Origin of the sequence: Micromonospora sp. NPDC048894 (genome assembly GCF_040649765.1) — a bacterium.
Lineage (GTDB): Bacteria > Actinomycetota > Actinomycetes > Mycobacteriales > Micromonosporaceae > Micromonospora > Micromonospora antibiotica.
The window spans coordinates 520,925-544,419 of record NZ_JBEZFY010000005.1 but is presented as its reverse complement, the minus strand read 5'-3'; the positions used below and the strand labels follow the sequence as shown (position 1 = coordinate 544,419).

Genomic DNA, 23,495 nt, shown 5'->3' with positions numbered 1-23,495 from the left:
CGAGCGCCGCCCGGCACGAGGTTCCGTGCCGGGCGGCGTCGCGTCGGCGGGGTACGACGCTCGTCGTACGGGTCAGCTGATGCCGTTGGCGGTGCAGAGCGCGGCGTACGCGCCGGTGCAGAGCTTGGCCTTGTCGACGTAGCCGTCGGCCACGACGTCCTTGACGGTCGACTTGTCGATCGCCTTCGGCTCCAGCAGCACGGACGGGACGTCCCGGCCGCTCTCCGGGTCCTTGACGGTCTGCCCGGTCTCCTTGCGCTCGCCCTTCGCCACGGCGATGGCCAGCTCGGCGGCCGCGTCGGCCTCCTTCTTGACGGCCTTGTAGACGGTCATGCACTGGTCACCGGCGAGGATGTTCTGCAGGCCGGTCACGTCGGCGTCCTGGCCGGTCACCGGGACCTTGCCGTTGAGCTTGTTCTTCTTGAGCACCGAGATGGCCGCGTTGCCGAGGCCGTCGTTGGCGGAGAGCACGCCGTCGATCTTGCCGCCGGTCTGGGTGAGCATCTGCTCGAAGATGGTGGCACCCTGCGCCGGGTCCCAGTCCGGGACGGCCTGGTCGGGGCCCTTGGTGTATTCCTTCGACTCGAACTTCGGCTTGAGCACCGAGTCGTAGCCGTTCTTGAACAGGGTGGCGTTGTTGTCGGTCGGCGAGCCGTTGAGGTAGGCGACCGTCGGGTTCTTGACGCCCTTCTCGGTCAGGCACTTGGCCAGGCCCTCGCCCTGGAGCTTGCCGACGGCCTCGTTGTCGAAGCTGACGTAGTACTGGGCGGAGCCGCCCAGGGTGAGCCGGTCGTAGTCGATCGTCGCGACGCCCTGCGACTTCGCCTTGTCCAGCACGGCCTTGCCGGTGCCGGAGTCCAGGTTGACGATCATCAGGGTGGTGACGCCACCGGTGATCATCTGGTCGGCGATGGTCTGGAAGGCGTTCTTGTCGTTCTGCGCGTTCTGGATGTCCGACTCGACGCCGGCCTTGTCGAACGCCTCCTTGAGGAACCGGCGGTCGGCCGTCTCCCAGCGGGCGGAGGACTTGCTGTCCGGCAGGATCACGCCGATCTTCGGCTTCTTGGCGGCGCTGCCGCCGGTGTCGTTGCTGCTGGAGTCGTCGCCACAGGCGGCCATGCTGCCGGTGGCGAGCAGGCCGACGGCGGCGAAGGTGAGGAAGCCCTTGCGCATGTCTGCACGGGTCCTTTCGAGGGTGGGGGAAGGAGTGGTCGGTGTTTTGTTGTGTCCGGCAACGTATTCCCGCTCACATCTCGGGCGCAAGACTGCCGAGGTCAGAAGTTTGTTGGCGGCGGTAACAATTCAGCAACGCGGTTGTCACCCGCAGGACACCCGTCCCGCAATCACGCTGCGTGTCCGGTCTGCGACCGCCCTGCCGGGGCTGGTCAGCGGGTGGCGATCCGCGCGGTACCGGCCCCGGTGAGGGCGACCAGGTCGGTCGGGGCGAGCTGGAGCTGCAGACCCCGACGACCCGCCGAGACATAGACGGTCTCGTGGTCCAGCGCGGAGACGTCCACCACCGTCGGCAACCGTCGCCGTTGACCGAGCGGACTGATCCCGCCCCGCACGTACCCGGTGCTCCGCTCGGCGACGGCCCGGTCGGCCAACGTGGCCCGTTTGCCACCGACCGCCGCCGACAGCGCCTTGAGGTCCAGCTCGCCGGTGACCGGGACGACCGCCACCGTCAGCGCCCCGTCCACCTCGGCGACGAGGGTCTTGAACACCCGCTGCGGTGGCACCCCGAGCGCCGCCGCGACCAGCGCGCCGTAGTGGGGCGCATCCGGGGAGACCTCGTACGGATGGATGCTGTGGGTGATCTTCTGCCTGGTCAGCAGCGCCGTCGCCGCGGTGGACCGTCCCGCCATGCGGTCACGCTAGCCCGGCCCGGCCCGGCCCCGTCCGCGACCGGTCGACCGACCAGCACCGTCGGTGCCCCGGCCACCCGGGTCAGCACCAGGCTGGCCGGGTTCTCTCCGGCCAGCCGCAGGTCCCGGCGCAGCTGTTCGGGCACCAGCGCCGAGCCTCGCTTGAGGATCTCGACCCGGCCGACCCGGCGCTCCCGCAGCAGTGCGCGCAGCCGCTTCAGCGAGAACGGCAGCACGTCGACGATCTCCAGGCACCGGCCGAACGGGGTCGGCCGCGGGGCGTCGGCGTAGAGGTAGGCGATGCTCGGATCGGCAAGCGTCGCGTCGAGCGTGCCGGCCAGCTCCGCGACCAGGTGCGCCCGGACCACCGCCGGGTCCGGGTCGTACAGGTAGCGCCGCACCGGTCCGACCGTGGCCTCGGCCGCACCGGTGCCGGTCAACTGGTGGGCGGCGACCGGATCGCGGTCGGCGGTACGGCAGGTGGGAGAACCGTCTGCCGGGCGCTGCCGGTCGGCGGTCCCCGCCCTCAGCACGGTCGCCCGGCGGGGCACCTCGGCGAGCGGGCCGCCCCAGAGGGCCGCCTCGACCAGGTCCCCGTCGACGCTGACCCACTCCGCCTCGGCCCCGGCCGGGATCAACGCGTGGTCGACGCCGGGGGCCACCTTCACCACCGTGTGCGGCACCCTGCCGGCCAGCCCGGTGACGAAGTCCCACGGCGGCGAGTAGGCGTTCGGGTCGAAGATCCGTCGTCCGGTGCCGGCCCGCCGTCGGGCCGGATCACAGAAGACCGCGTCGACCCGGGTCACGTCGAACGCCGTCGCGTCGCCGCACTCGACGGTGAACCGCCCGGCCAGGCCGGCCGCCTCGGCGTTCGCGGCGGCGAGCGCGGCGGTGACCGGGTCGGCCTCCACCCCGTACACCCGGATGCCGGCGCGGGCGGCGGCGAGCGCGTCGGCGCCGAGGCCGCAGCCCAGGTCGGCGAGGGTGCGCACCCCGGCGGCGGCGAGCCGCCCGGCCCGCCGGTCGGCGACGACCCGACGGGTGGCCTGCTCCAGGCCGGGGCGGGTGAGGAACATCCCGGCCGCCTCGGGGCCGAACTTGCCGACCGCCCGGCGACGCAGCTCGGCCTGGGTCAGCGCGGCGGCGGCCAGCCCGGGGGGCACCCCACGCGACCGCAGCGCCGCCGCCGCGACCAGCGGGTCGCCGCCGGCCACCTCGGTCGCCGCGGCGAGCACGACCGACCCCTCGGGGGTACGCAGCGCGGCGAACTGGTCGAGATCCACGCCCTCATTGTCCGGCCCGGCCGGCGGGCCGACTCGGTCGGGCCGGTGTCGCGGCCTCCGGGCGGTGTCCGCACCGCCGGATCGCCGCCGTCGGGTCGGGCACCGCCCGGTCGACACGAAGGGCGGCGGATTGGCACTCTCCTTGACGGAGTGCTAGCCGAGGAATAACCTGCGATTAGCACTCTCACCCTGAGGGTGCCAGCGTCCGGGCCACCTGGTCCGGGTGCTGAACGCCAGGCGGACCGGCACCCGCGACGACGGCCCCGCCCGGTGGCATGTGGCAGATTGACGCTGGTCGGACTCTCGGCCGGCAACGAAACCAAGTACCCCAGGAGGGTATGCCCGTGACTACCGCGACCAAGGTTGCGATCAAGCCGCTCGAGGACCGCATCGTGGTCCAGGCGAACGAGGCTGAGACCACCACGGCGTCGGGCATCGTGATCCCCGACACCGCCAAGGAGAAGCCGCAGGAGGGCACCGTCCTCGCCGTCGGCCCGGGCCGGATCGACGACAAGGGCAACCGCGTGCCGCTCGACGTCAAGGTCGGCGACACCGTTCTCTACTCGAAGTACGGCGGCACCGAGATCAAGTACGCCGGCGAGGAGTACCTGGTGCTCTCCGCCCGCGACGTTCTCGCGGTCATCGAGAAGTAACCAACCGATTCCAGTGTCGTCGCCCCGGTCCGGCTCGCCGGGCCGGGGCGACGACGCTTCGAAGGGACATTCATGGCGAAGATCCTGAGCTTCTCGGACGACGCCCGACACCTGCTGGAGCACGGTGTCAACGCCCTCGCGGACACGGTCAAGGTCACCCTCGGCCCGCGCGGGCGCAACGTCGTCCTGGACAAGAAATTCGGTGCGCCGACGATCACCAACGATGGTGTGACCATCGCCAAGGAGATCGAGCTCACCAACCCGTACGAGAACCTCGGCGCGCAGCTGGTCAAGGAGGTGGCGACGAAGACCAACGACGTCGCCGGCGACGGGACCACCACCGCGACCGTGCTGGCCCAGGCGATGGTGCGCGAGGGCCTGCGCAACGTGACCGCCGGGGCCAACCCGGCCGGCCTCAAGCGGGGCGTCGACGCGGCGGCCGCCAAGGTCTCCGAGGCGCTGCTCGGCCGGGCCGTCGAGGTGGCCGACAAGGAGTCGATCGCGCACGTGGCGACGATCTCCGCGCAGGACGCCACCATCGGCGAGCTGATCGCCGAGGCGATGGAGCGGGTCGGCCGCGACGGTGTCATCACCGTCGAGGAGGGCTCCACCCTCACCACCGAGCTGGAGGTGACCGAGGGTCTCCAGTTCGACAAGGGCTTCATCTCGCCCAACTTCGTCACCGACTCCGAGTCGCAGGAGTCGGTGCTGGACGACCCGTACATCCTCATCACCACGCAGAAGATCTCGGCGATCGAGGAGCTGCTGCCGCTGCTGGAGAAGGTCCTCCAGAACAGCAAGCCGCTGCTGATCGTCGCCGAGGACGTCGACGGCCAGGCGCTGTCGACCCTGGTGGTCAACGCGATCCGCAAGACCATCAAGGTCTGCGCGGTCAAGGCCCCGGGCTTCGGCGACCGTCGCAAGGCGATGCTGCAGGACATGGCGATCCTGACCGGCGCCGAGCTGGTCGCCCCGGAGCTGGGCTACCGCCTCGACCAGGTCGGCCTGGAGGCGCTCGGCACCGCCCGGCGCGTCGTGGTCGACAAGGAGAACACCACCGTCATCGACGGCGGCGGCCAGTCCGCCGAGGTCGCCGACCGGGTCGCCCAGATCCGCAAGGAGATCGAGGCGTCCGACTCCGACTGGGACCGGGAGAAGCTGGCCGAGCGGCTGGCGAAGCTCTCCGGTGGCATCGCGGTCATCAAGGCGGGCGCGGCGACCGAGGTCGAGATGAAGGAGCGCAAGCACCGCATCGAGGACGCGATCGCCGCGACCAAGGCCGCGGTCGAGGAGGGTACGGTTCCCGGCGGCGGCGCCGCGCTGGCCCAGATCCGTTCGGTGCTCGACGACGACCTCGGCCTGACCGGTGACGAGAAGGTCGGTGTCTCGATCGTGCGCAAGTCGCTGGTCGAGCCGCTGCGCTGGATCGCCCAGAACGCCGGCCACGACGGTTACGTGGTGGTCGAGAAGGTCGCCGGCAAGGAGTGGGGCCACGGCCTCGACGCCGCCAAGGGCGAGTACGTCGACCTGGTCAAGTCCGGCATCATCGACCCGGTGAAGGTGACCCGTAACGCGGTCACCAACGCCGCCTCGATCGCCGGTCTGCTGCTGACCACCGAGAGCCTCGTGGTGGAGAAGCCGGAGCAGCCGGAGCCGGCCGCCGCCGGTGGGCACGGCCACGGCCACGGTCACGGCCACCAGCACGGCCCGGGTTTCTGACCCGGTAGTACGCCTGTTCAGGGCGCACCGTCGTACCTCGGCGGTGCGCCCTGACGCGTCCGGGGCCGGCTGCTTACGGATCGGTGACGTGGTTGGCGGCCGGCCCGGTCGATCGACGACACTGGCCGGATGAGCACCACCCCCCGCGGCTTCGCCGCACTGGCCGGGGTCACCGCCGCCGTGGTGGCCATCGGTGTCGCCGAGCCGGTCGCCGTCCTCACCGGCCCACGTTCCGCCCCGCTGATCGCGGTCGGCGGGGTGGTGGTCGACACGGTCCCCGAGCCGCTCAAGCAGTTCGCCATCGACGTCTTCGGCCGGTACGACAAGATCGCCCTGCTGGTGGGTACGGCGGTGCTGCTGGCGGCGTTCGCCGCCGGGATCGGTGTGCTCGCCGCGCGCCGGCTGGCCGTGGGGCTGTTGGGCATCACGGTGTTCGCCGGTCTCGGTGCCGCCGCCGCGCTCACTCGGGCCGGCGCGGACGCTGCCGACACCCTTCCGGCCCTGCTCGGCGGAGGGCTGGGTGCGCTGGTGCTCTGGGCGTTCGTGGCCGGCCCGTGGCAGCTCGACCCCTGGCCCTGGCAGCCACCCACCGCCCTGCCATCCACCGCCCTGCCATCCACCGCCCTGCCACCCACCGCGGCGGCTCACCCCGCGCCGGCTCCTTCCGGTGAGCCGGCTCCGTCCGTCGGGCCGTCCCCGGCGGCGGAGGTGTCCCCGTCCCCGGCCGCAGGGGGGCCCGCAGCCGTCGGGTCGTCCGCCACGTCGATGGGCGAGCCGACCCCGGGGCCTGCGGCGGAGCGGTCCGTCGGGTCGGGCGATCCCCCGGCCGCCGGGCCACCGGCCGGCTGGGAACCGTTGGAGTCGACCGACCCCGAGTCCCGGCGGCGGTTCCTGCGGGGGGCCGGCCTGCTGGCGGGCGCGGCGACCGTGGTGGGGCTGGGCGGGCATTGGCTCGCCGGGCGGCGGGGGGTCTCGGCGGCCCGGGAGGCGGTCGCGTTGCCCACCCCGTCGGCGGCGGCGCCTACGGTGCCGGCCGGCGCGGACCTGTCGCTGGCCCAGCTCGCCCCCTACACCACGCCGAACGGTGGCTTCTACCGGATCGACACGGCGCTGGTGGTGCCGCAGGTCGATCCGGAGACCTGGCGGTTGCGCATCCATGGCCGGGTACGCAAGCCGATCGAGCTGACCTTCGCCGAGCTGCTCGCCCGCCCGATGGTGGAGCGCTACGTCACCCTCGCCTGCGTCTCCAACGAGGTGGGCGGGGACCTGATCGGCAACGCCCGCTGGCTGGGCGTCCCGATCAGGGAACTGCTCGACGAGGCGGAACCGGAGGAGGGGGCCGACCAGGTGGTCGGCCGCTCGGTCGACGGCTGGACCTGCGGTACCCCGACGGCGGTGCTGCGCGACGGCCGGGACGCCCTGCTGGCGGTGGGGATGAACGGCGAGCCGCTGCCCGTCGAGCACGGGTTCCCGGTGCGGATGGTGGTGCCGGGCCTCTACGGGTACGTGTCGGCCTGCAAGTGGGTCACCGAGTTGGAGTTGACCAGCTTCGCCGACTTCGACGCGTACTGGGTGCCACGTGGCTGGTCGGCGCAGGGGCCGGTGAAGACCCAGTCGAGGATCGACACCCCCCGCCCGCGCAACCGGCTGACCGCCGGTGAGGTGGTGGTGGCCGGGGTGGCCTGGGCGCAGCACCGGGGGATCGCCCGGGTCGAGGTACGGGTGGACGGCGGCGCGTGGCAGGAGGCGACCCTCGCCCCGGCGGTGTCGGTGGACACCTGGGTGCAGTGGTCGTGGCGGTGGCCGGCGACCCCGGGTGAGCACACCCTCCAGGTGCGGGCGACCGACCGGGACGGCGAGACCCAGACCCCGCTGGCCGCCCCGGTGGCCCCGGACGGCGCCACCGGTTGGCACAGTGTCACAGTCACCGTCCGCTGATTCCGCACCACCTCTCGGTCATCAGCCGTGATCGATATGTTGATTACTGGAAAATCCTCCGCGGTGTCGAGGGTTGAGGCTGTGGGAGCGCTCCCGTAACATCCCTGATGCGACTGTTAACGTTCACCTAACAACGACCACCACCAATGTGCACGTTCCGTCCCGTCAGGAGGGTGTTTTATGTCCAGATCCAGATCGGCCAATGTCGGCCTGATCTCGGCCGGTGTCGCGTTGCTGGCGTCGGCATCGATCGTCACCGCGTTGCCCGCAGGCGCGGCGGCGGCGGGATGCTCGGTGAACTACGCCGTCTCCTCGGAGTGGGGTGGCGGCTTCGGGGCCAACGTAGCCATCACCAACCTGGGTGACGCGCTGAGCAGTTGGACGCTGACCTGGTCCTTCGCCTCCGGGCAGTCGGTGACCCAGGCGTGGAACGCGACCGTGACGCAGAGCGGCTCGGCGGTGACCGCCAAGAACGTCAGCTACAACGGCGCGATCCCGACCAACGGCTCGGTGTCGTTCGGTTTCAACGGCGCGTGGACGTCCAGCAACCCCGTCCCGACGAGCTTCGCGCTCAACGGGGTGGCCTGCAACGGTGGCCCGAACCCGACCACCCCGCCGCCGACCACCCCGCCCCCGACGACCCCGCCGCCGACCACGCCGCCCCCCACGACCCCGCCGCCGACCACGCCTCCGCCGACCACCCCGCCGCCGGGCAACTGCTCCCTGCCGACGTCCTACCGCTGGTCGTCGACCGGCCCGCTGGCGCAGCCGAAGTCCGGCTGGGCGTCACTCAAGGACTTCACCATCGCCCCCTACCAGGGCAAGCAGTTGGTGTACGCCACCACCCACAGCAGCAGCGCCACCGGCGGCTGGGGTTCGATGAACTTCGGCCTGGTCGACAACCTCAACCAGCTCGGCTCGGCCAGCCAGAACACCATGAGCCAGAGCACCGTCGCGCCGTCGCTGTTCTACTTCGCGCCGAAGAACATCTGGATCCTCGCCCACCAGTGGGGCCCGACGTCGTTCTCGTACCGCACGTCGACCAACCCGGCCAACGCCAACGGCTGGTCGGCCGCGCAGACCCTGTCGACCGCGAAGATCACCGACTCCGGCACCGGCGTGATCGACCAGACGATCATCGGCGACGACCAGAACATGTACCTGTTCTTCGCCGGTGACAACGGCAAGATCTACCGCCAGATCATGCCGATCGGGAACTTCCCGGGCAGCTTCGGCTCCAGCTACACGACGATCATGAGCGACACCTCGGAGAACATCTTCGAGGCACCGCAGGTCTACAAGGTCGCGGGCCGCAACCAGTACCTGATGATCATCGAGGCCAGGACCAGCTCCTGGGAGCGCTACTTCCGCTCGTTCACGGCGACCAGCCTGAGCGGCACCTGGACGCCGAACGCGACGACCTACAACAACCCGTTCGCAGGCAAGACCAACAGCGGTGCCACCTGGACCAACGACATCAGTCACGGTGAACTGCTGCGCACCAGCGCGGACCAGACGAACACGATCGACCCGTGCAACCTGCAGCTGCTGTACCAGGGCCGCGCCACGAACTCGGGCGGTGACTACGGCCTCCTGCCGTACCGGCCGGGTCTGCTGACCCTGCAGCGCTGACGGTGTGATGCAGGTGGGACCCCGCTGTTCCTGACTCCCGCGACCGGCGGCGTACGCCGCACCGGGTGAGCCGTAGGACGGCTCGGAGCGGGATCGGGTGGAATGAGGGGCGGGTCCGGCGATGCCGGGCCCGCCCCGCTCTTCGTGCATGTCGGCCGGCCCGGCGTCGGGACCAGGGGCCGGGGAAACGACGAGGCCGCGCTCCGGAGATCGGAGTGCGGCCTCGTCGAGGTGTGGGGTCGGTCAGGCGATCTTGTGCTGGGCCGGTACGGCGGTCTTGTGCGGAGCGCCGAGGCGGGCCTCCATCCGGGCGATGTCCACCCGGGTCTGCCGGCGGTCGGCCAGGTCCTCCCAGCCGAGGGCGAGCAGCCGCAGCCGCTCCGACTCGCTGAGCCCACCCCAGACGCCGTACGGTTCGCGGACCGCCAGGGCGTGCGCCGCGCACTCGGCGCGTACCGGGCAGGCCTGGCAGACGGACTTGGCGCCGGACTCCCGGCGCAGCCGCGAAGAACCGCGCTCGCCGTCCGGGTGGAAGAACTGGGCGCTGTCGCGGCCCCGGCAGGCACCGAGACGCTGCCAGTCCCACAGGTCGACGATGGGTCCGGGCAGTCTGCGTACGTTCGACATCAGCACCCCTCCTCCCGCGCGGCACCGCGGAGATCCTCGTTGAACCGGTGTCCGGGCTGTGGTCCGCGCTGCGTACCGCCTTCCGGCCTGGAGCATCGGTACCCGAACCCGCGTCGACTCACACGTGATGAGATCGAAAACCCGAGTCGGCTGCGGCCTATGACCCAAATGTCGGAAAAGTTCGGAGGATTGCCCGGAACCTCCTCCCCGGTGGACCCCGTCATGGTCTGCTCGTGTCCGGAGAGGAGACCACCGTGCGTACCGTTCTCGTATGCGTCCGGACACCGGCCGCCGCGCAGCAGTTGACCAATGCGGCGTCGCGACTCGGCCTGGCCGCGGTCGTCCGGACGGCCGTCTCCGATCCCGAGGTGATGCTGCGCCTCGCCGAACGCCCGGTCGACGTGGTGCTCGCCGACACGGCGCTCACCCGGCCGGACAGCGCCGGTTTCGTCCGCCGGGTGCTGGCCCGCGCACCGCATGCCGCGGTGCTGCTGCTCGGCGTCGAGGAGTCGGAGGCCGCAGCGGCCACCATCAGCGCCGGGGCGCGCGGCCTGATCCAGGGTGCCGACCACGACCTGACCAGCGCGGTGGCCAAGGCACTGCTGCTGCTCTCCGCACCCGGCCGGCCCGCCCGGCACCGGGTCGCCGACCCCGCCCGGGATACCGCGGCGGTCGGTGCACCACCCCGACCCACCACCGGCCGTACGCCGACGGCGGGCTGGTCGCAGGCGGCGGCCGAGGGGCCGCCCGGAGCGCCGTCGGTGGTGCCCGTGCAGCGTGGTGACGACGAGGTCGACGAGGAACCGGAGACCGGCCCGGTCGAGGCGGGCCCGGCCGGTGGGGTGTCCCGGCCGGCCCCCGGCGCGCGCGGCGGGCGGACCTCGGTCGGGCTGACCGAGCGTGAACTCCAGGTGCTGCTCGGCATGGCCGAGGGTAAGAGCAACGCGGAGATCGGCCGGGAGTTGTTCGTCTCGGAGGACACCGTCAAGACCCATGCCCGACGGCTGTTCCGCAAGCTCGGTGCCCGGGACCGGGCGCACGCGGTGGCCGCCGGCTTCCGCGCCGGCCTGGTCGCCTGAGCGCTGCATCGGCCTGGTCGTCAGACCGTCGTGTCGCCTGGGCGTCGTACCGGCCTGGTCGTCAGAGTGCCGGCCTGGGTGCCTGGGCGTCTGTCGTGCCGGTCAGTCGTCCGGGTCGGGGTCGTCGTCGCCGGTGGACTCGGTCAGGGTGTCGTGCACCCCGTCGGCGTAGCCACGGGCGTAGTCCCAGGTGACGTAGTGGTCCGGGTCGGGGTCGTAGGCCGGCTCGTGCACCCGGGGGCGGCCCGAGCTGAGCAGGTGCCGCAGGTTGCCCCGGAGCAGGTCCCAGTCGAAGTAGTGCGGCTCGCGGCAGTCCTCGCACTCGATGACCAACCCGCGCACGCCGATCGGGGCCAGCAGGGCCTGGTAGATCTCCAGGTCGGCGAGGTCTTCCAGCACGTCCTGCCGCTCGACCTCGGTCAGCGGGTCGAGCGGGGCGTCGTCGCCCGGATCGTCCAGCCCCGCAGCCGGATCGGCCGGGTCGCCGTTGAACGGGTCGATGGGCTCGTCGTGCACCCCCTCACCGTAGACCCAACCCTCGCCGCACGCGCCCCCCGGCGGTCGCTGTGGCCTCGCCGACGCCGGCCGGTCGCCGACGAGGGCCGCCCAGCTCAGTGGGTACGATGAGACGACTCGCCGTCACCCCGGCGTGCGCCGGTGCCGCGCGCGCCGCCTCGCTGAATCCCGTCCGAGCAGCTCAGGGGAGCAATCGTGGAGAATTCGCCCAGCACCGATCTTCCGGCCGGCGTCGACAGCGGCGAGTGGGGCGGCCACCTGCCGGAGCTGCCCGCCGGGTCGGCGCGGGTGGTGCCGCTCGGGCTGACCTTCGACGACGTGCTGCTCCAGCCGGGCGAGTCGGACGTGGTGCCCAGTCGGGTGAACACCCGCACCCGGCTCACCCGCAACGTCGAGTTGACCATCCCGCTGCTGTCCAGCGCGATGGACACCGTCACCGAGGCCCGGATGGCGATCGCCATGGCCCGGCAGGGCGGCATCGGCGTGCTGCACCGCAATCTGTCCCTGGAGGACCAGGCGCTCCAGGTCGACCTGGTCAAGCGCTCCGAGTCCGGCATGATCACCAACCCGGTGACGGCCAGCCCCGAGGACACCCTGCGCGAGGTCGACGAGCTGTGCGGTCGCTACCGCATCTCCGGCGTCCCGGTGGTCGACGGCGACGGTCAGCTGGTCGGCATCGTCACCAACCGGGACATGCGCTTCGTCTCCGACCCGGCCACCCCGGTCCACGCGATCATGACCCGGACGCCGCTGGTCACCGCCCCGGTCGGGGTGAGCAAGGACGACGCGCTGGCGCTGCTGCGCCAGCACAAGGTCGAGAAGCTGCCGATCGTGGACGAGTCGGGGCGGCTGCGCGGCCTGATCACCGTGAAGGACTTCACCAAGAGCGAGCAGTACCCGGAGGCCACCAAGGACGACGCCGGCCGGCTGCGGGTCGCCGCCGCCATCGGGGTCGGCGAGGACGCCTACAAGCGGGCCCGCACCCTGGTCGACGCGGGCGTCGACGTGCTGATCGTGGACACCGCGCACGGTCACCAGCGGGCCGTGCTGGATATGGTCCGCCGGCTCAAGGCCGACGTCACGATCGACATCGTGGGCGGCAACGTGGCCACGTACGCCGGGGCGAAGGCCCTGGTCGACGCCGGTGCCGACGGCGTCAAGGTGGGTGTCGGCCCGGGGGCCATCTGCACCACCCGGATCGTCGCCGGGGTCGGCGTGCCGCAGGTGACCGCGATCATGGAGGCGGCCCGCGCCGCCCGTCCGGCCGGCGTCCCGGTGATCGGCGACGGTGGCATCCAGTATTCCGGCGACATCGCCAAGGCCCTGGTGGCCGGTGCCGACTCGGTGATGCTCGGCAGCCTGCTGGCCGGCTGTGAGGAGAGCCCCGGCGAGCTGATCTTCGTCAACGGCAAGCAGTTCAAGGCGTACCGGGGGATGGGGTCGCTGGGCGCGATGCAGTCCCGGGGCCAGGCCAAGTCGTACAGCAAGGACCGCTACTTCCAGCAGGACGTGCTCAGCGACGACAAGCTGGTCCCGGAGGGCGTGGAGGGTCAGGTGCCCTACCGGGGGCCGCTGTCCCGGGTGGCCCACCAGTTGGTCGGTGGGCTGCGGCTGGCGATGGGGTACGCCGGTGCGGAGAACATCCCCGACCTGCACCACCGGGGCCAGCTCATCCGGATCACCGCGGCCGGGCTCAAGGAGAGCCACCCGCACGACATCCAGATGACCGTCGAAGCCCCCAACTACCACACCCGCTGACCCACCACCCCAACCACCTGGAGTCCCTCATGCGTGACGTGGTCGAGATCGGGCTGGGCAAGACCGCGCAGCGCGGTTACCACCTGGACGACATCGCCATCGTGCCCAGCCGCCGGACCAGGGACGTCGACGACGTCTCCACCGGCTGGCAGCTCGACGCCTACCAGTTCGACATCCCCTGTGTCGGCCACCCGTCGGACGCCACCATGAGCCCCGCCTCGGCGGTCCGGCTCGGTCAGCTCGGCGGCCTGGGCGTGCTCAACGTCGAGGGCCTGTGGACCCGGTACGAGAACCCGGCCAAGGTCCTGGAGGAGCTGGCCGGTCTGGGGGAGGACGCCCGGGCCACCAAGCGGCTCCAGGAGGTCTACGCCGAGCCGATCCGCCCCGACCTGATCGCCGAGCGGGTCCGTGAGCTGCGGGCCGGTGGCAGCACGGTGGCCGTCCGGGTCTCCCCGCAGCACACCCTGGCGTTGGCCCCGGTGATCCTGGACGCGGGCGTCGACATCCTGGTCATCCAGGGCACCATCGTCTCGGCCGAGCACGTCTCGACCACCGACGAGCCGCTGAACCTCAAGGAGTTCATCGCCGACCTCGACCTTCCGGTGGTCGTGGGCGGTTGCACCGACTACAAGACGGCGCTGCACCTGATGCGTACCGGTGCGGCCGGGGTGATCGTCGGCATCGGCGGCGACGACTGGTCGACCAGCGAGTCGGTGCTCGGCATCCGGGTGCCGATGGCCACCGCGATCGCCGACGCCGCCGCGGCCCGCCGCGACTACCTCGACGAGACCGGTGGACGCTACGTGCACCTCATCGCCGACGGTGACATGCAGACCTCCGGCGACATCGCCAAGGCGCTCGGCTGCGGCGCGGACGCGGTGATGCTCGGTGAGCCGCTGTCGCTGTGCGAGGAGGCCCCGGCCGGCGGGGCGTGGTGGCACTCGGCGGCCAGCCACCCGTCGCTGCCGCGCGGTGCCTTCGAGGTGGCAGGTGAGCCGCTCGGCTCGATGGAGCGGCTGCTCTTCGGCCCGGCCGACGAGCCGGACGGCCAGCTCAACCTCTTCGGCGGGCTGCGTCGGGCGATGGCCAAGTGCGGCTACCGCGACCTCAAGGAGTTCCAGAAGGTCGGCCTGGTCCTCGACCGCTGACCCGCCAGGCACGACGGCCGGCCGGCCCCGGTGTGGGCCGGCCGTCGCGGCCCGTCTCGCCGTCGGGGCCGCCGTTCGACCCCGCCGGCCGGTCCTGCCCGGGTCTGCCGTTCGGCCCTGCCGTGGGGCCGCCGACCCGCCCTGCCGTCGGTCCGTCGTTCGGCGCACACGGGGTCGGCCCGCTCGGTAGGCTGCGCGCACGGCGGGGCGGCGAACGGGGGACGAAGGTGGCCATGAGCCGGAACCGGCGCGGCCTCGCGCTGCTGGTGACCGTGGCGCTCGCCCTGGCCGGCTGCACTGCCGGCCCGAAACCCCGGGAGTCCCGGTCCGCCCCGACCCCCGGTGCGACCCCGAGCGTGACCCCCGGCCCGGCCGGCGTCGGCGACCCCTACTTCCCGACCGCCGGCAACAGCGGTTACGACGTCGAGCGGTACACCCTGAAGGTCCGCTACGACCCCGCCGGCGACGAGTTGCGCGGCACCACCACCGTGCGGGCCAGGGCCACCGCCGACCTGCCCCTGTTCCACCTCGACCTGGCCGGCCTGACGGTCCGTCGGGTCACCGTGGACGGCACCCCGGCCCGGCACGCCCGCGAGGGAGCCGAGCTGGTGGTCACTCCGGCCACGCCGGTCCGGTCCGGGGCGGCGTTCACCGTCGAGGTCGGCTACGACGGGCAGCCGGTGCCGCTGCCCAACGAGACGATCGGCGAGGGGGGCTGGCTGCACACCGCCGACGGGGCGATCGCGCTCGGCCAGCCCGAGTCGGCGAGCAGCTGGTTCCCGGTCAACGACCACCCTTCCGACAAGGCTGCCTACGACTTCGAGATCACCGTGCCCAAGGGGCTGGTCGCGGTCGCCAACGGGGTGCCGCAGGGGCAACGCCCGGCGGCGGGTGGCTGGACCACCTGGCGCTGGTCCGAGGCGACCCCGATGGCGAGTTACCTGAGCACGGTGGTGATCGGGAAGTACCGCACCAGCACCGGCGAACACCGGGGCCGGCCGGTGTTCAGCGCGGTCGCCGCCAGTCTGCCCCGGGGTGCCGCCGACGAGTCGATCGCCGGCACCCTGGCGGTCGCCGACTACCTGGAGACCGTCTTCGGGCCGTACCCGTTCGGGGCGTACGGCGGGGTGGTGGTCGACGAGCCCCGGATCAGGTACGCGTTGGAGACGCAGAGCCGGCCGGTCTACTCGGCCAACTTCTTCCGCACCGGCGAGAACACCGGGGTGGTCGCCCACGAGATCGCCCACCAGTGGTTCGGCGACAGCGTCTCGGTGGCCCGCTGGGAGGACATCTGGCTCAACGAGGGGCTCGCCACGTACGCCGAGTGGCTCTGGGCCGAACACCAGGGCCGGGAGACCGCACAGGCCGCCTTCGAGCAGCAGTACGCCGCGTCCGACGACCAGGTCTGGCGGGTGCCGCCGGCCGCGCCCGGGGTGACCAACCTGTTCAGCGAGTCGGTCTACCAGCGGGGCGGGATGACCGTGCACGCGTTGCGGGTGACGATCGGCGACGAGGCGTTCTTCCGGCTACTGAAGACCTGGGCGGCGGAGAAGCGCAACGGCAACGCCACCACCGTCGAGTTCGTGGCGACCGCCGAGCGGGTCAGCGGGCAGCAGCTCGACGACCTCTTCGTCACCTGGCTGTACGGCACCGAACGCCCCGCGACCCCCACCCGCCGCTGACCGGCTGCGGCCGGGTCGGCCCGCCCGACCCGCACCAGGTCAGTTCTTCACCCGCAGTTCGGGGTGGGCGTCGAGGTAGGTTTCGGCCTTGCCGGCCTTGAGCGCGGGCAGGAAGCCCTTGCCGACGCTGGTGAGCTGCTCACCCCGGTAGCTGCTGCCCTTGCCCACCCCGTCGCCGGGCAGCCCGACCAGGGTGATCCGGTCGGCGCTCATCCCACCCAGCGCGTACGCCAGGTCGACGATGCGCGGGCCGCCGGCATAGACCAGGGTGTCGCCGAGCGCCGCCACCACCTGGTCCACCCGGTCGGGTTCCCGGGCCAGGTTCTCGCTGAGGATCTTGGCGGCCAGCGCCCGGAGGAGTTGCTGCTGGTGCCGCTGTCGGGCGTAGTCGCCGCCGGTGATGTACCGCTGCCGGGCGTAGTCCAGCGCCTGCCAGCCGTTGAGGTGCCGCTCGCCCTTCTCGTAGACCATCTGCGGGCCGGTGTAGCCGCCCCCACCGGGGGCCGGGTCGCGGTACTTGCCGTCCGGTCGGCGGTGCAGGGAGGGGACCCGCTGGTCGACGTAGAGGTCCACCCCGCCGAGGGTGTCGACCAGCCGGTCGAAGCCGTTGAAGGTGATCACCGCACCGGCGTCGAAGCGCAGCCCGGTGTACCCGGCGACGGTGCTGCGCAGCAGCTCGTACCCCTGGGCGGCGCTCGGGTTCTTGGGCTTGCCCGGCACCCGGCTGCCGTAGCTCATGGCATGGGTGAGCTTGGTCCGGCCGCCCTGGTAGCCCGACTTGGGGAACGCCGGGATGTCGACCACCAGGTCGCGGGGGAGCGAGAAGAGGTACGCCCGGTCCAGCCCGGCCGGCACGTGCAGGATCAGCACCGAGTCGCCGTGCGGTTCCCAGCCGGGCACGCTGACCCGGGTGTCCACCCCGACCAGCAGCAGGTTGAGCGGGCCGGTGATGGCCGCGCCGGGGGGCGGGGTCGGGCTGGGGGTGGGGCTCGGTGTGGGGCTGGCGGTCGTGGCGACCGGCCCGGCCGTACGCCGTGGCCCGTCGTCGCGGACCTGCCGGGTCACCACCAGGGCGACCACCGCCACCAGTACGACACCGACCAGGGCGGCCAGCCCCCACACCCATCGTGGGCGTCCCGTTCCGGTTTCCTGAGTCATCGCTCGCCACCCCCGTCTGCACAACGCGTCGACCGGCCCCCCGGGTTGCGGTCGGCGACGGTCAGCATGATCGCGCGAAATCCGGCACTGGCGCGATGGCTACCCGCCGGTAATGATGCGTTCATGCGGTACGACGTGCTCGTCATCGGCTCCGGCTTCGGCGGCAGCGTCACCGCGCTGCGGCTGGCCGAGAAGGGCTACACCGTCGGGGTGCTGGAGGCGGGCCGGCGGTTCGCCGACGACGAGTTCCCGCAGACCTCCTGGCGGCTGCGGCGGTTCCTCTGGGCACCCCGGCTCGGCTGCTACGGGCTGCAACGGATCACCCTGCTCCGCCCGGCCGACCGGAAGCACGGCGGCGGTGTGCTGGTGCTCTCCGGCGCCGGGGTGGGCGGCGGCTCCCTGGTCTACGCGAACACCCTCTACCAGCCGCCGGACGCCTTCTACACCGACCCGCAGTGGCGCGACGTCACCGACTGGCGGGCCGAACTCGCCCCCCACTACGACCAGGCCGCCCGGATGCTCGGGGTCACCACGTACCCCCGGCACACCGGCGCGGACCGGGCGATGCGGGCGGTGGCCGAGCGGATGGGGGTGGGGCACACCTTCGGGCCCACCCCGGTGGGGGTGCACCTCGGCCACCCCGGTCGACGCGTGGCGGACCCGTACTTCGGCGGGGCCGGCCCGGAGCGCACCGGCTGCACGCACTGCGGTTCGTGCATGACCGGCTGCCGGCACGGTGCCAAGAACACCCTGGTCAAGAACTACCTGTGGCTGGCCGAACGGCTCGGCGCGCGGGTCCACCCGCTGACGACGGTCACCGCCGTCCAGCCGGCCGCCGACGGCGGCTACCGGGTGCACACCGTACGGACCGGCGCCTGGCTGCGCCGCCGTCGCCAGGTGTTCCGGGCCGACCAGGTGGTCTTCGCGGCCGGTGCGCTCGGCACCCAACGGCTGCTGCACGAGATGAAGCAGACCGGTGTGCTGCCCCGCCTGTCGGACCGCCTCGGCGAGCTGACCCGCACCAACTCGGAGGCGATCCTCGGCGCGTCGGTCGGCCGGCGGCAGGCCCGGCTGCGGGGGCTGGACTTCACCGACGGGGTGGCGATCACCAGCTCGTTCCACCCCGACCCGCAGACCCACGTCGAGCCGGTCCGCTACGGCCGGGGCGCCAACGCGATGGGGCTGCTCCAGTCGCTGCTGGTCGACGGTGGCCCGCACCGGCTCCGGCGTTGGCTGGTCGGCCTGGCCCGGCATCCGGGGCAGGCCGTCCGGATGCTCTCGGTGCGGCACTGGTCCGAGCGGACGGTCATCGCGTTGGTGATGCAGTCGGTCGACAACTCGCTGACCACCCGCTGGCGGCGGGGGTGGCTGGGCCAGCGGCGGCTGGTCTCCGGGCCGGGGCACGGCACCCCGAACCCGACCTGGATCCCGGCCGGCAACCGGGCCGCCCGACTGCTCGCCGAGGAGATCGGCGGCACCCCCGGCGGGGCGCTCACCGAACCGTTCGACATCCCGATGACCGCGCACATCCTCGGCGGTGCGGTGATCGGGGTCAGCCCGGCCGACGGGGTGATCGACCCGTGGCACCGGGTGCACGGCCATCCGGGACTGCACGTGGTCGACGGGGCAGCGGTCTCGGCGAACCTCGGGGTGAACCCGTCGCTGACGATCACCGCGCAGGCGGAGCGGGCCATGTCGTACTGGCCGAACAAGGGCGAACCGGACCCACGGCCGCCGCTCGGGTCGGCGTACACCCGGGTGGGTGTGGTGGCACCGCGGCACCCGGCGGTCCCGGCGGACGCCCCCGGCGCGCTGCGTCACGGGCCGCGCTGACCGGGTGCGGCACGCCCGGGGGCGGCCCGTGCCCGGGGCGGGTGTGACTGTCGGTAGGCTTTGCGCACATGAGCACGCCTCGCCCAGTCCTCGTGGTGGACTTCGGAGCCCAGTACGCCCAGCTCATCGCGCGCCGGGTGCGCGAGGCGAAGGTCTACTCGGAGATCGTCCCGCACTCCATGCCGGTCGTCGAGATGCTGGCGAAGGACCCGGCCGCGATCATCCTGTCCGGCGGCCCGTCCAGTGTCTACGCCCCGGACGCCCCGCAGATCGACGCCGGGCTGTTCGACGCGGGCGTGCCGGTCTTCGGCATCTGCTACGGCTTCCAGGCGATGGCCCAGGCGCTCGGCGGCACGGTCGCCCGGACCGGCAACCGGGAGTACGGCGGCACCCCGCTGCGTCCCCGGCTGCTCGACCCGGGTGTGCTGCTGCGGGACCTGCCGGCGGACCTGCCGGTCTGGATGAGCCACGGTGACGCGGTGACCGAGGCCCCCGCCGGGTTCACGGTGACCGCCGAGTCGGCCGGGGCCCCGGTCGCCGCCTTCGAGGACCTGGCCGGTCGGCGGGCCGGTGTGCAGTTCCACCCGGAGGTGGGGCACACCGCGCAGGGGCAGGAGATGCTCCGCCGCTTCCTCTACGACATCGCCGGCATCGCGCCAACCTGGACCCCGCAGAACATCATCGACGAGCAGGTGGCCCGGATCCGGGCCCAGGTCGGCGACAAGGAGGTCATCTGCGGCCTGTCCGGCGGGGTGGACTCGGCGGTCGCCGCCGCGCTGGTCCACGAGGCGGTGGGGGACCAGCTCACCTGCGTCTTCGTCGACCACGGCCTGCTGCGCGCCGGTGAGGCCGAGCAGGTGGAGAAGGACTACGTGGCGGCCACCGGCATCAAGCTGAAGGTGGTCGACGCGGCCGACCGGTTCCTCGGCGCGTTGGCCGGGGTGACCGACCCGGAGCAGAAGCGGAAGATCATCGGCCGGGAGTTCATCCGGGTCTTCGAGGCCGCCGCCCGGGAGATCGCCGCCCACGGCGACGTCGAGTTCCTGGTGCAGGGCACCCTCTACCCGGACGTGGTCGAGTCCGGTGGCGGCACCGGCACCGCCAACATCAAGAGCCACCACAACGTCGGCGGCCTGCCGGAGGATCTGAAGTTCGCCCTGGTCGAGCCGCTGCGCACGCTGTTCAAGGACGAGGTCCGGGCGCTCGGGCTCCAGCTGGGTCTGCCCGAGGCGATGGTGTGGCGGCACCCGTTCCCGGGGCCGGGGCTGGCCATCCGGATCATCGGCGCGGTCGACCGCGAGCGCCTCGACCTGCTGCGCCACGCCGACCTGATCGCCCGGGAGGAGCTGACGGCCGCCGGCCTGGACCGGGGTGTCTGGCAGTTCCCGGTGGTGCTCCTGGCCGACGTGCGCAGCGTCGGGGTGCAGGGTGACGGGCGCAGCTACGGGCATCCCGTGGTGCTGCGCCCGGTCTCCAGCGAGGACGCGATGACCGCCGACTGGTCCCGGCTGCCCTACGAGGTGGTGGCCCGGATCTCCACCCGGATCACCAACGAGGTCGCCGAGGTCAACCGGGTGGTCCTGGACGTGACCAGCAAGCCGCCGGGCACCATCGAGTGGGAGTGAGCCGGGCTCAGCCGGCCGTCGGCGGGGTCGTCGGCGGCTGCGGCCCGACCGCCGGCCCGCCCGGCTGAGGCCCGGCGGTCGGACCGTCCCGCTGCGGCCAGGTGGTCGGCCCGCCCGGCTGGGGTCCGGTGGTCGGGGCCGTCGGCTGCGGCCAGGTGGTCGCAGCCGTCGTCGCCGGCTGCGCCGCCGGGTCCGTCGGGTGCGGCCAGGCCGGTGCGCCGGCCGGCTCCTCGGGCATCAGGAACCACATGACCGGGTACGCCAGCGCGGCCAGACCGCCGGTGACCAGGGTCGCCACCGCGAACAACACCCGGACCAGGGTGGGGTCGACGGCGAAGTAGCGGCCGAGACCGCTGGCGACGCCGGCCACCATCCGGTCGGTGGTCGGCCGGCGGAGCTGCTTGTACGGGGCGTGAGGGGTGCTCGTCGAAGTCATGTCTCCACGGTCCGCGCCGACCACCCCGACGACCTCGGTGACTGCCCCGATCCCTACCCTGATCGATCCCCGAGAGGCCAGCCCTGAGTCAGGAATCCGACTCTTTTCCGCACTGGTAACGCGACCCGGGGAGAATTTGGCCCCGTGACCACCTTGCTGGAGCCGCTCCGCAGGATCGCGGCATATGCAGTCTGTGCTGATTCAGTCGGCCGAGTGTTACTGGTCCGCGCATCGGAGCGCTCCGGCACCCCCGGCGTATGGTCCCTGCCCGGCGGGGCGGTCGACCACGGCGAGGACCCGAACCACACCGTCGTCCGGGAGACCGCCGCCGAGACCGGTCTCTCGGTCGCCGTCGCCGGCCTGGCGGACGTGCTGGCCGACATGCGCGCGCTGCCCGAGCGCCGCATCACCATCCACACCGACCGCCTGATCTACCAGGTGTCGGTGCGCGGCGGCACCCTCACCGACCGGGTCGACCGCTCCACCGACCTGGCCCGCTGGTACACCCTCGACGAGGCACGGGAGCTGCCGCTGCGGGCCTTCACCGCCCGTGCCCTCGGGCTGCCGGCGTCCTCCGCCGACGTGGTCCCCGACGAGGCCCCCGAGTTCCCCTCCTTCTACGCCGTCCCCGGCCCGGACGGGCTGCACCGGGCGCAGCGCTTCGCCGCGTACGCGGTGGCCACCGACCCGGCGGGTCGGGTGCTGCTCACCCGGGTCTCCGACGGCTACCCGGGCGCGGGCTGCTGGCACCTGCCCGGCGGCGGCACCGACTACGGCGAGCAGCCGGGCGCGGCGCTGATCCGGGAACTGGTCGAGGAGACCGGGCAGACGGGGCGACTGGTCGAGCTGCTCGGGGTGGCCAGCCACCGCGACGCCGCCTCGCTCGGCCCGGAGGGCTACCCGATCGACTGGCACGGCGTGCGGGCCTTCTACCGGGTGATGGTCGACCAGCCCGCCCCGCCCACCGTCACCGACGTGGGCGGCTCCACCTGCGAGGCCCGCTGGTTCGGCCGCGAGGAGTTGGGCGCCCTGCCCACCGACCGGCTCACCGAGGTCACCGCCGAGGCGGTCCAGGCCGCCCGCCTCACCGCCTGACCGGCTGCGCCCGTCGCACCGGCCGGACAGGCCGGTGCGACGGCACCCACCCCGCTCGGGCGACCGCTAGCCTCATGATCGACGGGGCGGAACGCGGGCGGGGGAGTACACGTGCAGGAGCGACGACGGATCGCGGCGTACGGCTGGTGTGCGGACGACACCGGCCGGGTGCTGCTGGTGCGCGGGGCCGCAGCCGATCCGGCACCGGGGCTCTGGCGGCTGCCCGGTGGGGGTGTGGCGCACGCGGAGCATCCGGCCGACACGGTGGTCCGCCGGTTCACCGGGGAGACCGGGCTGGGCGTCGCCGTCGGCGGGTTGCGCGCCGCCGTCGCCGATCTGTCCACCCGCCGCCTCGGCGCGGTCGAGGTGCCGGTGCACACCGACCGGTTGGTGTTCCACGTCACGGTCCTCGATGGTCAGCCGTCGCACGGTGACCAAACGACCGCCGACGGTCCCGCCGAACTGGCCTGGTGCACTCCGCAGCAGGCCGCTACGCTGCCGCTGATGCCGTTCACCGCCGAACTGTTCGGCCTGCCCGCCCGGCCCGCCGCCGGACCGCCTGGACCGCCTGGACCGCCACCACCTCCGCCCGCCGCCGGACCGCCGACCGGGCCAGCCCCGTCGGATTCACCGGCCGGGTCGGAGTCGGCGGAAGAGGCGGGGTCGGCGGAAGTAACGTCCGCCGGGGTGGAGCCCACTGCTGACCGACGGCAGCGGTTCGCCGCGTACGGGCTGGTCACCGACCCCGACGGACGGGTGCTGCTCACGATGATCGCGCCCGGCTATCCGGGTGCCGGTCTGTGGCACCTGCCCGGTGGCGGCACCGATCACGGTGAGCAACCGGTTGACGGTCTGTTACGGGAGTTGGTGGAGGAGTCGGGTCAGCGGGGCCGGATCGACCGGCTGATGCTGGCCGACAATCTGCACAATCCGGTCGCGCTGGGCCCGGAAGGGCGTCCGTTGGACTGGCACGGAGTGCGGGTGATCTATCGGGTGCTGGTCGACGAGCCCACCGATCCAGTGGTCACCGAGGCGGCCGGCGGATCGACGCAGGCTGCCGCCTGGTTCACGTCTGCCCAGCTCAGCGGCCTGGCGATGACCGACGTCGCGGAGTTGGCCACCGGGCGGACGGTCGGATGACGGTCGCTCGACGAGCCGACTGTGGGGTGCTCCGGTAAAGTCGGCACTGCGGTTGGCGAAGAAAACGGGCGATGAAGCCCGAGATGGGAATAAGCGAGCGGTTTGCGCGGTTAAGAGTAGTTACCAGTACCGCCGGCAGCTATCGCCAACCACCACGCCGCTGTGCAATGGTGTACTCCGCTCGAACGGCTGCCGGGCCAAGAGCGGTCCGGCACGAGACAGCCGGACACCCGCCCACACGGGCGGCCAGCCGATCCGGTGATGGAGGAAAACGTGCCGAGAGCCCCATGGCGCCGGCGTCGTACGAC

19 protein-coding genes are annotated in these 23,495 nt (G+C 72.5%); 12 read left to right on the top strand and 7 right to left on the bottom strand.

Going from position 1 to position 23,495, the window contains the following annotated elements; genetic code table 11:
- Positions 1-72: 72 nt before the first annotated feature.
- The 3 genes from AB0C22_RS14520 to AB0C22_RS14510 form a co-directional block, all read right to left on the bottom strand.
- Entirely contained in the window at positions 73-1,173 is a 1,101-nt protein-coding gene (locus AB0C22_RS14520; protein ID WP_219464695.1) for a substrate-binding domain-containing protein, read from the bottom strand.
- A gap of 212 nt (positions 1,174-1,385) precedes the next feature.
- Entirely contained in the window at positions 1,386-1,865 is a 480-nt protein-coding gene (gene ybaK / locus AB0C22_RS14515; protein ID WP_219464694.1) for a Cys-tRNA(Pro) deacylase, read from the bottom strand.
- A complete protein-coding gene (locus AB0C22_RS14510) occupies positions 1,829-3,148 on the bottom strand; it encodes a methyltransferase domain-containing protein (RefSeq protein ID WP_357535247.1) in 1,320 nt (439 codons plus the stop codon). The genes ybaK and AB0C22_RS14510 overlap by 37 nt, the downstream gene beginning before the upstream one ends.
- 338 nt (positions 3,149-3,486) lie before the next feature.
- Here AB0C22_RS14510 and groES point away from each other — a divergent pair, with 338 nt between their 5' ends.
- The 4 genes from groES (at position 3,487) to AB0C22_RS14490 (ending at position 9,090) form a co-directional block, all read left to right on the top strand.
- A complete protein-coding gene (gene groES / locus AB0C22_RS14505; protein WP_084261531.1) occupies positions 3,487-3,801 on the top strand; it encodes a co-chaperone GroES in 315 nt (104 codons plus the stop codon).
- A gap of 72 nt (positions 3,802-3,873) precedes the next feature.
- Complete coding sequence (gene groL, locus AB0C22_RS14500) at positions 3,874-5,520, top strand: chaperonin GroEL (protein ID WP_208567953.1); 1,647 nt, start codon at positions 3,874-3,876, stop codon at positions 5,518-5,520.
- Between the two features lie 129 nt (positions 5,521-5,649).
- Positions 5,650-7,458 carry a molybdopterin-dependent oxidoreductase gene (locus tag AB0C22_RS14495; RefSeq protein ID WP_357535244.1) on the top strand — a complete coding sequence of 603 codons (1,809 nt, stop codon included), beginning with the start codon at positions 5,650-5,652 and terminating at the stop codon, positions 7,456-7,458.
- A gap of 180 nt (positions 7,459-7,638) precedes the next feature.
- Positions 7,639-9,090 carry a non-reducing end alpha-L-arabinofuranosidase family hydrolase gene (locus AB0C22_RS14490; RefSeq protein ID WP_357535242.1) on the top strand — a complete coding sequence of 484 codons (1,452 nt, stop codon included), beginning with the start codon at positions 7,639-7,641 and terminating at the stop codon, positions 9,088-9,090.
- 243 nt (positions 9,091-9,333) lie between these two features.
- On the opposite strand, the gene AB0C22_RS14485 is transcribed toward AB0C22_RS14490, so the two are convergent.
- A complete protein-coding gene (locus AB0C22_RS14485) occupies positions 9,334-9,717 on the bottom strand; it encodes a WhiB family transcriptional regulator (protein ID WP_208567956.1) in 384 nt (127 codons plus the stop codon).
- Positions 9,718-9,971: 254 nt separating this feature from the next.
- On the opposite strand from AB0C22_RS14485, the gene AB0C22_RS14480 reads away from it, so the two are divergent.
- Positions 9,972-10,796, top strand: coding sequence for a helix-turn-helix transcriptional regulator (locus tag AB0C22_RS14480; protein ID WP_357535240.1), 825 nt, complete (start codon positions 9,972-9,974; stop codon positions 10,794-10,796).
- A 102-nt stretch (positions 10,797-10,898) separates the two neighbouring features.
- Here AB0C22_RS14480 and AB0C22_RS14475 read toward each other — a convergent pair whose 3' ends face one another.
- Positions 10,899-11,312, bottom strand: a complete 414-nt coding sequence (locus AB0C22_RS14475) for a DUF5319 domain-containing protein (protein WP_208567958.1) — start codon at positions 11,310-11,312, stop codon at positions 10,899-10,901.
- 195 nt (positions 11,313-11,507) lie between these two features.
- Here AB0C22_RS14475 and guaB point away from each other — a divergent pair, with 195 nt between their 5' ends.
- The 3 genes from guaB to AB0C22_RS14460 all read left to right on the top strand — a co-directional run bounded on the left by guaB (position 11,508) and on the right by AB0C22_RS14460 (position 15,900).
- Complete coding sequence (gene guaB / locus AB0C22_RS14470; RefSeq protein ID WP_219464692.1) at positions 11,508-13,070, top strand: IMP dehydrogenase; 1,563 nt, start codon at positions 11,508-11,510, stop codon at positions 13,068-13,070.
- A gap of 29 nt (positions 13,071-13,099) precedes the next feature.
- Entirely contained in the window at positions 13,100-14,218 is a 1,119-nt protein-coding gene (locus AB0C22_RS14465) for a GuaB3 family IMP dehydrogenase-related protein (protein ID WP_208567960.1), read from the top strand.
- Positions 14,219-14,451: 233 nt separating this feature from the next.
- The gene (locus AB0C22_RS14460; RefSeq protein ID WP_357535238.1) at positions 14,452-15,900 is read left to right on the top strand and encodes a M1 family metallopeptidase; all 1,449 of its coding nucleotides are present in this window, start codon (positions 14,452-14,454) and stop codon (positions 15,898-15,900) included.
- A 39-nt stretch (positions 15,901-15,939) separates the two neighbouring features.
- Here the strand turns inward: AB0C22_RS14460 and AB0C22_RS14455 are convergent, their stop codons facing one another.
- Positions 15,940-17,058, bottom strand: coding sequence for an LCP family protein (locus AB0C22_RS14455; RefSeq protein ID WP_357535236.1), 1,119 nt, complete (start codon positions 17,056-17,058; stop codon positions 15,940-15,942).
- A gap of 123 nt (positions 17,059-17,181) precedes the next feature.
- Between AB0C22_RS14455 and AB0C22_RS14450 the strand changes: the two genes are divergently transcribed.
- Both AB0C22_RS14450 and guaA read left to right on the top strand, forming a co-directional pair.
- On the top strand, positions 17,182-18,891 hold the full coding sequence (locus tag AB0C22_RS14450; RefSeq protein WP_357535234.1) for a GMC family oxidoreductase: 1,710 nt from the start codon (positions 17,182-17,184) through the stop codon (positions 18,889-18,891).
- Positions 18,892-18,959: 68 nt separating this feature from the next.
- Positions 18,960-20,516, top strand: a complete 1,557-nt coding sequence (guaA, locus tag AB0C22_RS14445; protein WP_219464686.1) for a glutamine-hydrolyzing GMP synthase — start codon at positions 18,960-18,962, stop codon at positions 20,514-20,516.
- A gap of 7 nt (positions 20,517-20,523) precedes the next feature.
- Here the strand turns inward: guaA and AB0C22_RS14440 are convergent, their stop codons facing one another.
- The gene (locus AB0C22_RS14440) at positions 20,524-20,952 is read right to left on the bottom strand and encodes a PspC domain-containing protein (protein WP_357535231.1); all 429 of its coding nucleotides are present in this window, start codon (positions 20,950-20,952) and stop codon (positions 20,524-20,526) included.
- A gap of 144 nt (positions 20,953-21,096) precedes the next feature.
- Between AB0C22_RS14440 and AB0C22_RS14435 the strand changes: the two genes are divergently transcribed.
- Positions 21,097-22,047, top strand: a complete 951-nt coding sequence (locus tag AB0C22_RS14435) for an NUDIX hydrolase (protein ID WP_219464683.1) — start codon at positions 21,097-21,099, stop codon at positions 22,045-22,047.
- A 111-nt stretch (positions 22,048-22,158) separates the two neighbouring features.
- The gene (locus AB0C22_RS14430) at positions 22,159-23,187 is read left to right on the top strand and encodes an NUDIX domain-containing protein (protein ID WP_357535228.1); all 1,029 of its coding nucleotides are present in this window, start codon (positions 22,159-22,161) and stop codon (positions 23,185-23,187) included.
- Positions 23,188-23,495: the final 308 nt, after the last annotated feature.

Coding starts and splice junctions, on each gene's coding strand:
- AB0C22_RS14485 (WP_208567956.1), bottom strand. CDS start 9,717: ATGTCGAACGTACGCAGACTGCCCGGACCCATCGTCGACCTGTGGGAC.
- groES (WP_084261531.1), top strand. CDS start 3,487: ATGCCCGTGACTACCGCGACCAAGGTTGCGATCAAGCCGCTCGAGGAC.
- AB0C22_RS14460 (WP_357535238.1), top strand. CDS start 14,452: ATGAGCCGGAACCGGCGCGGCCTCGCGCTGCTGGTGACCGTGGCGCTC.
- groL (WP_208567953.1), top strand. CDS start 3,874: ATGGCGAAGATCCTGAGCTTCTCGGACGACGCCCGACACCTGCTGGAG.
- AB0C22_RS14520 (WP_219464695.1), bottom strand. CDS start 1,173: ATGCGCAAGGGCTTCCTCACCTTCGCCGCCGTCGGCCTGCTCGCCACC.
- AB0C22_RS14465 (WP_208567960.1), top strand. CDS start 13,100: ATGCGTGACGTGGTCGAGATCGGGCTGGGCAAGACCGCGCAGCGCGGT.
- AB0C22_RS14495 (WP_357535244.1), top strand. CDS start 5,650: ATGAGCACCACCCCCCGCGGCTTCGCCGCACTGGCCGGGGTCACCGCC.
- AB0C22_RS14455 (WP_357535236.1), bottom strand. CDS start 17,058: ATGACTCAGGAAACCGGAACGGGACGCCCACGATGGGTGTGGGGGCTG.
- AB0C22_RS14440 (WP_357535231.1), bottom strand. CDS start 20,952: ATGACTTCGACGAGCACCCCTCACGCCCCGTACAAGCAGCTCCGCCGG.
- AB0C22_RS14490 (WP_357535242.1), top strand. CDS start 7,639: ATGTCCAGATCCAGATCGGCCAATGTCGGCCTGATCTCGGCCGGTGTC.
- ybaK (WP_219464694.1), bottom strand. CDS start 1,865: ATGGCGGGACGGTCCACCGCGGCGACGGCGCTGCTGACCAGGCAGAAG.
- guaA (WP_219464686.1), top strand. CDS start 18,960: ATGAGCACGCCTCGCCCAGTCCTCGTGGTGGACTTCGGAGCCCAGTAC.
- AB0C22_RS14450 (WP_357535234.1), top strand. CDS start 17,182: ATGCGGTACGACGTGCTCGTCATCGGCTCCGGCTTCGGCGGCAGCGTC.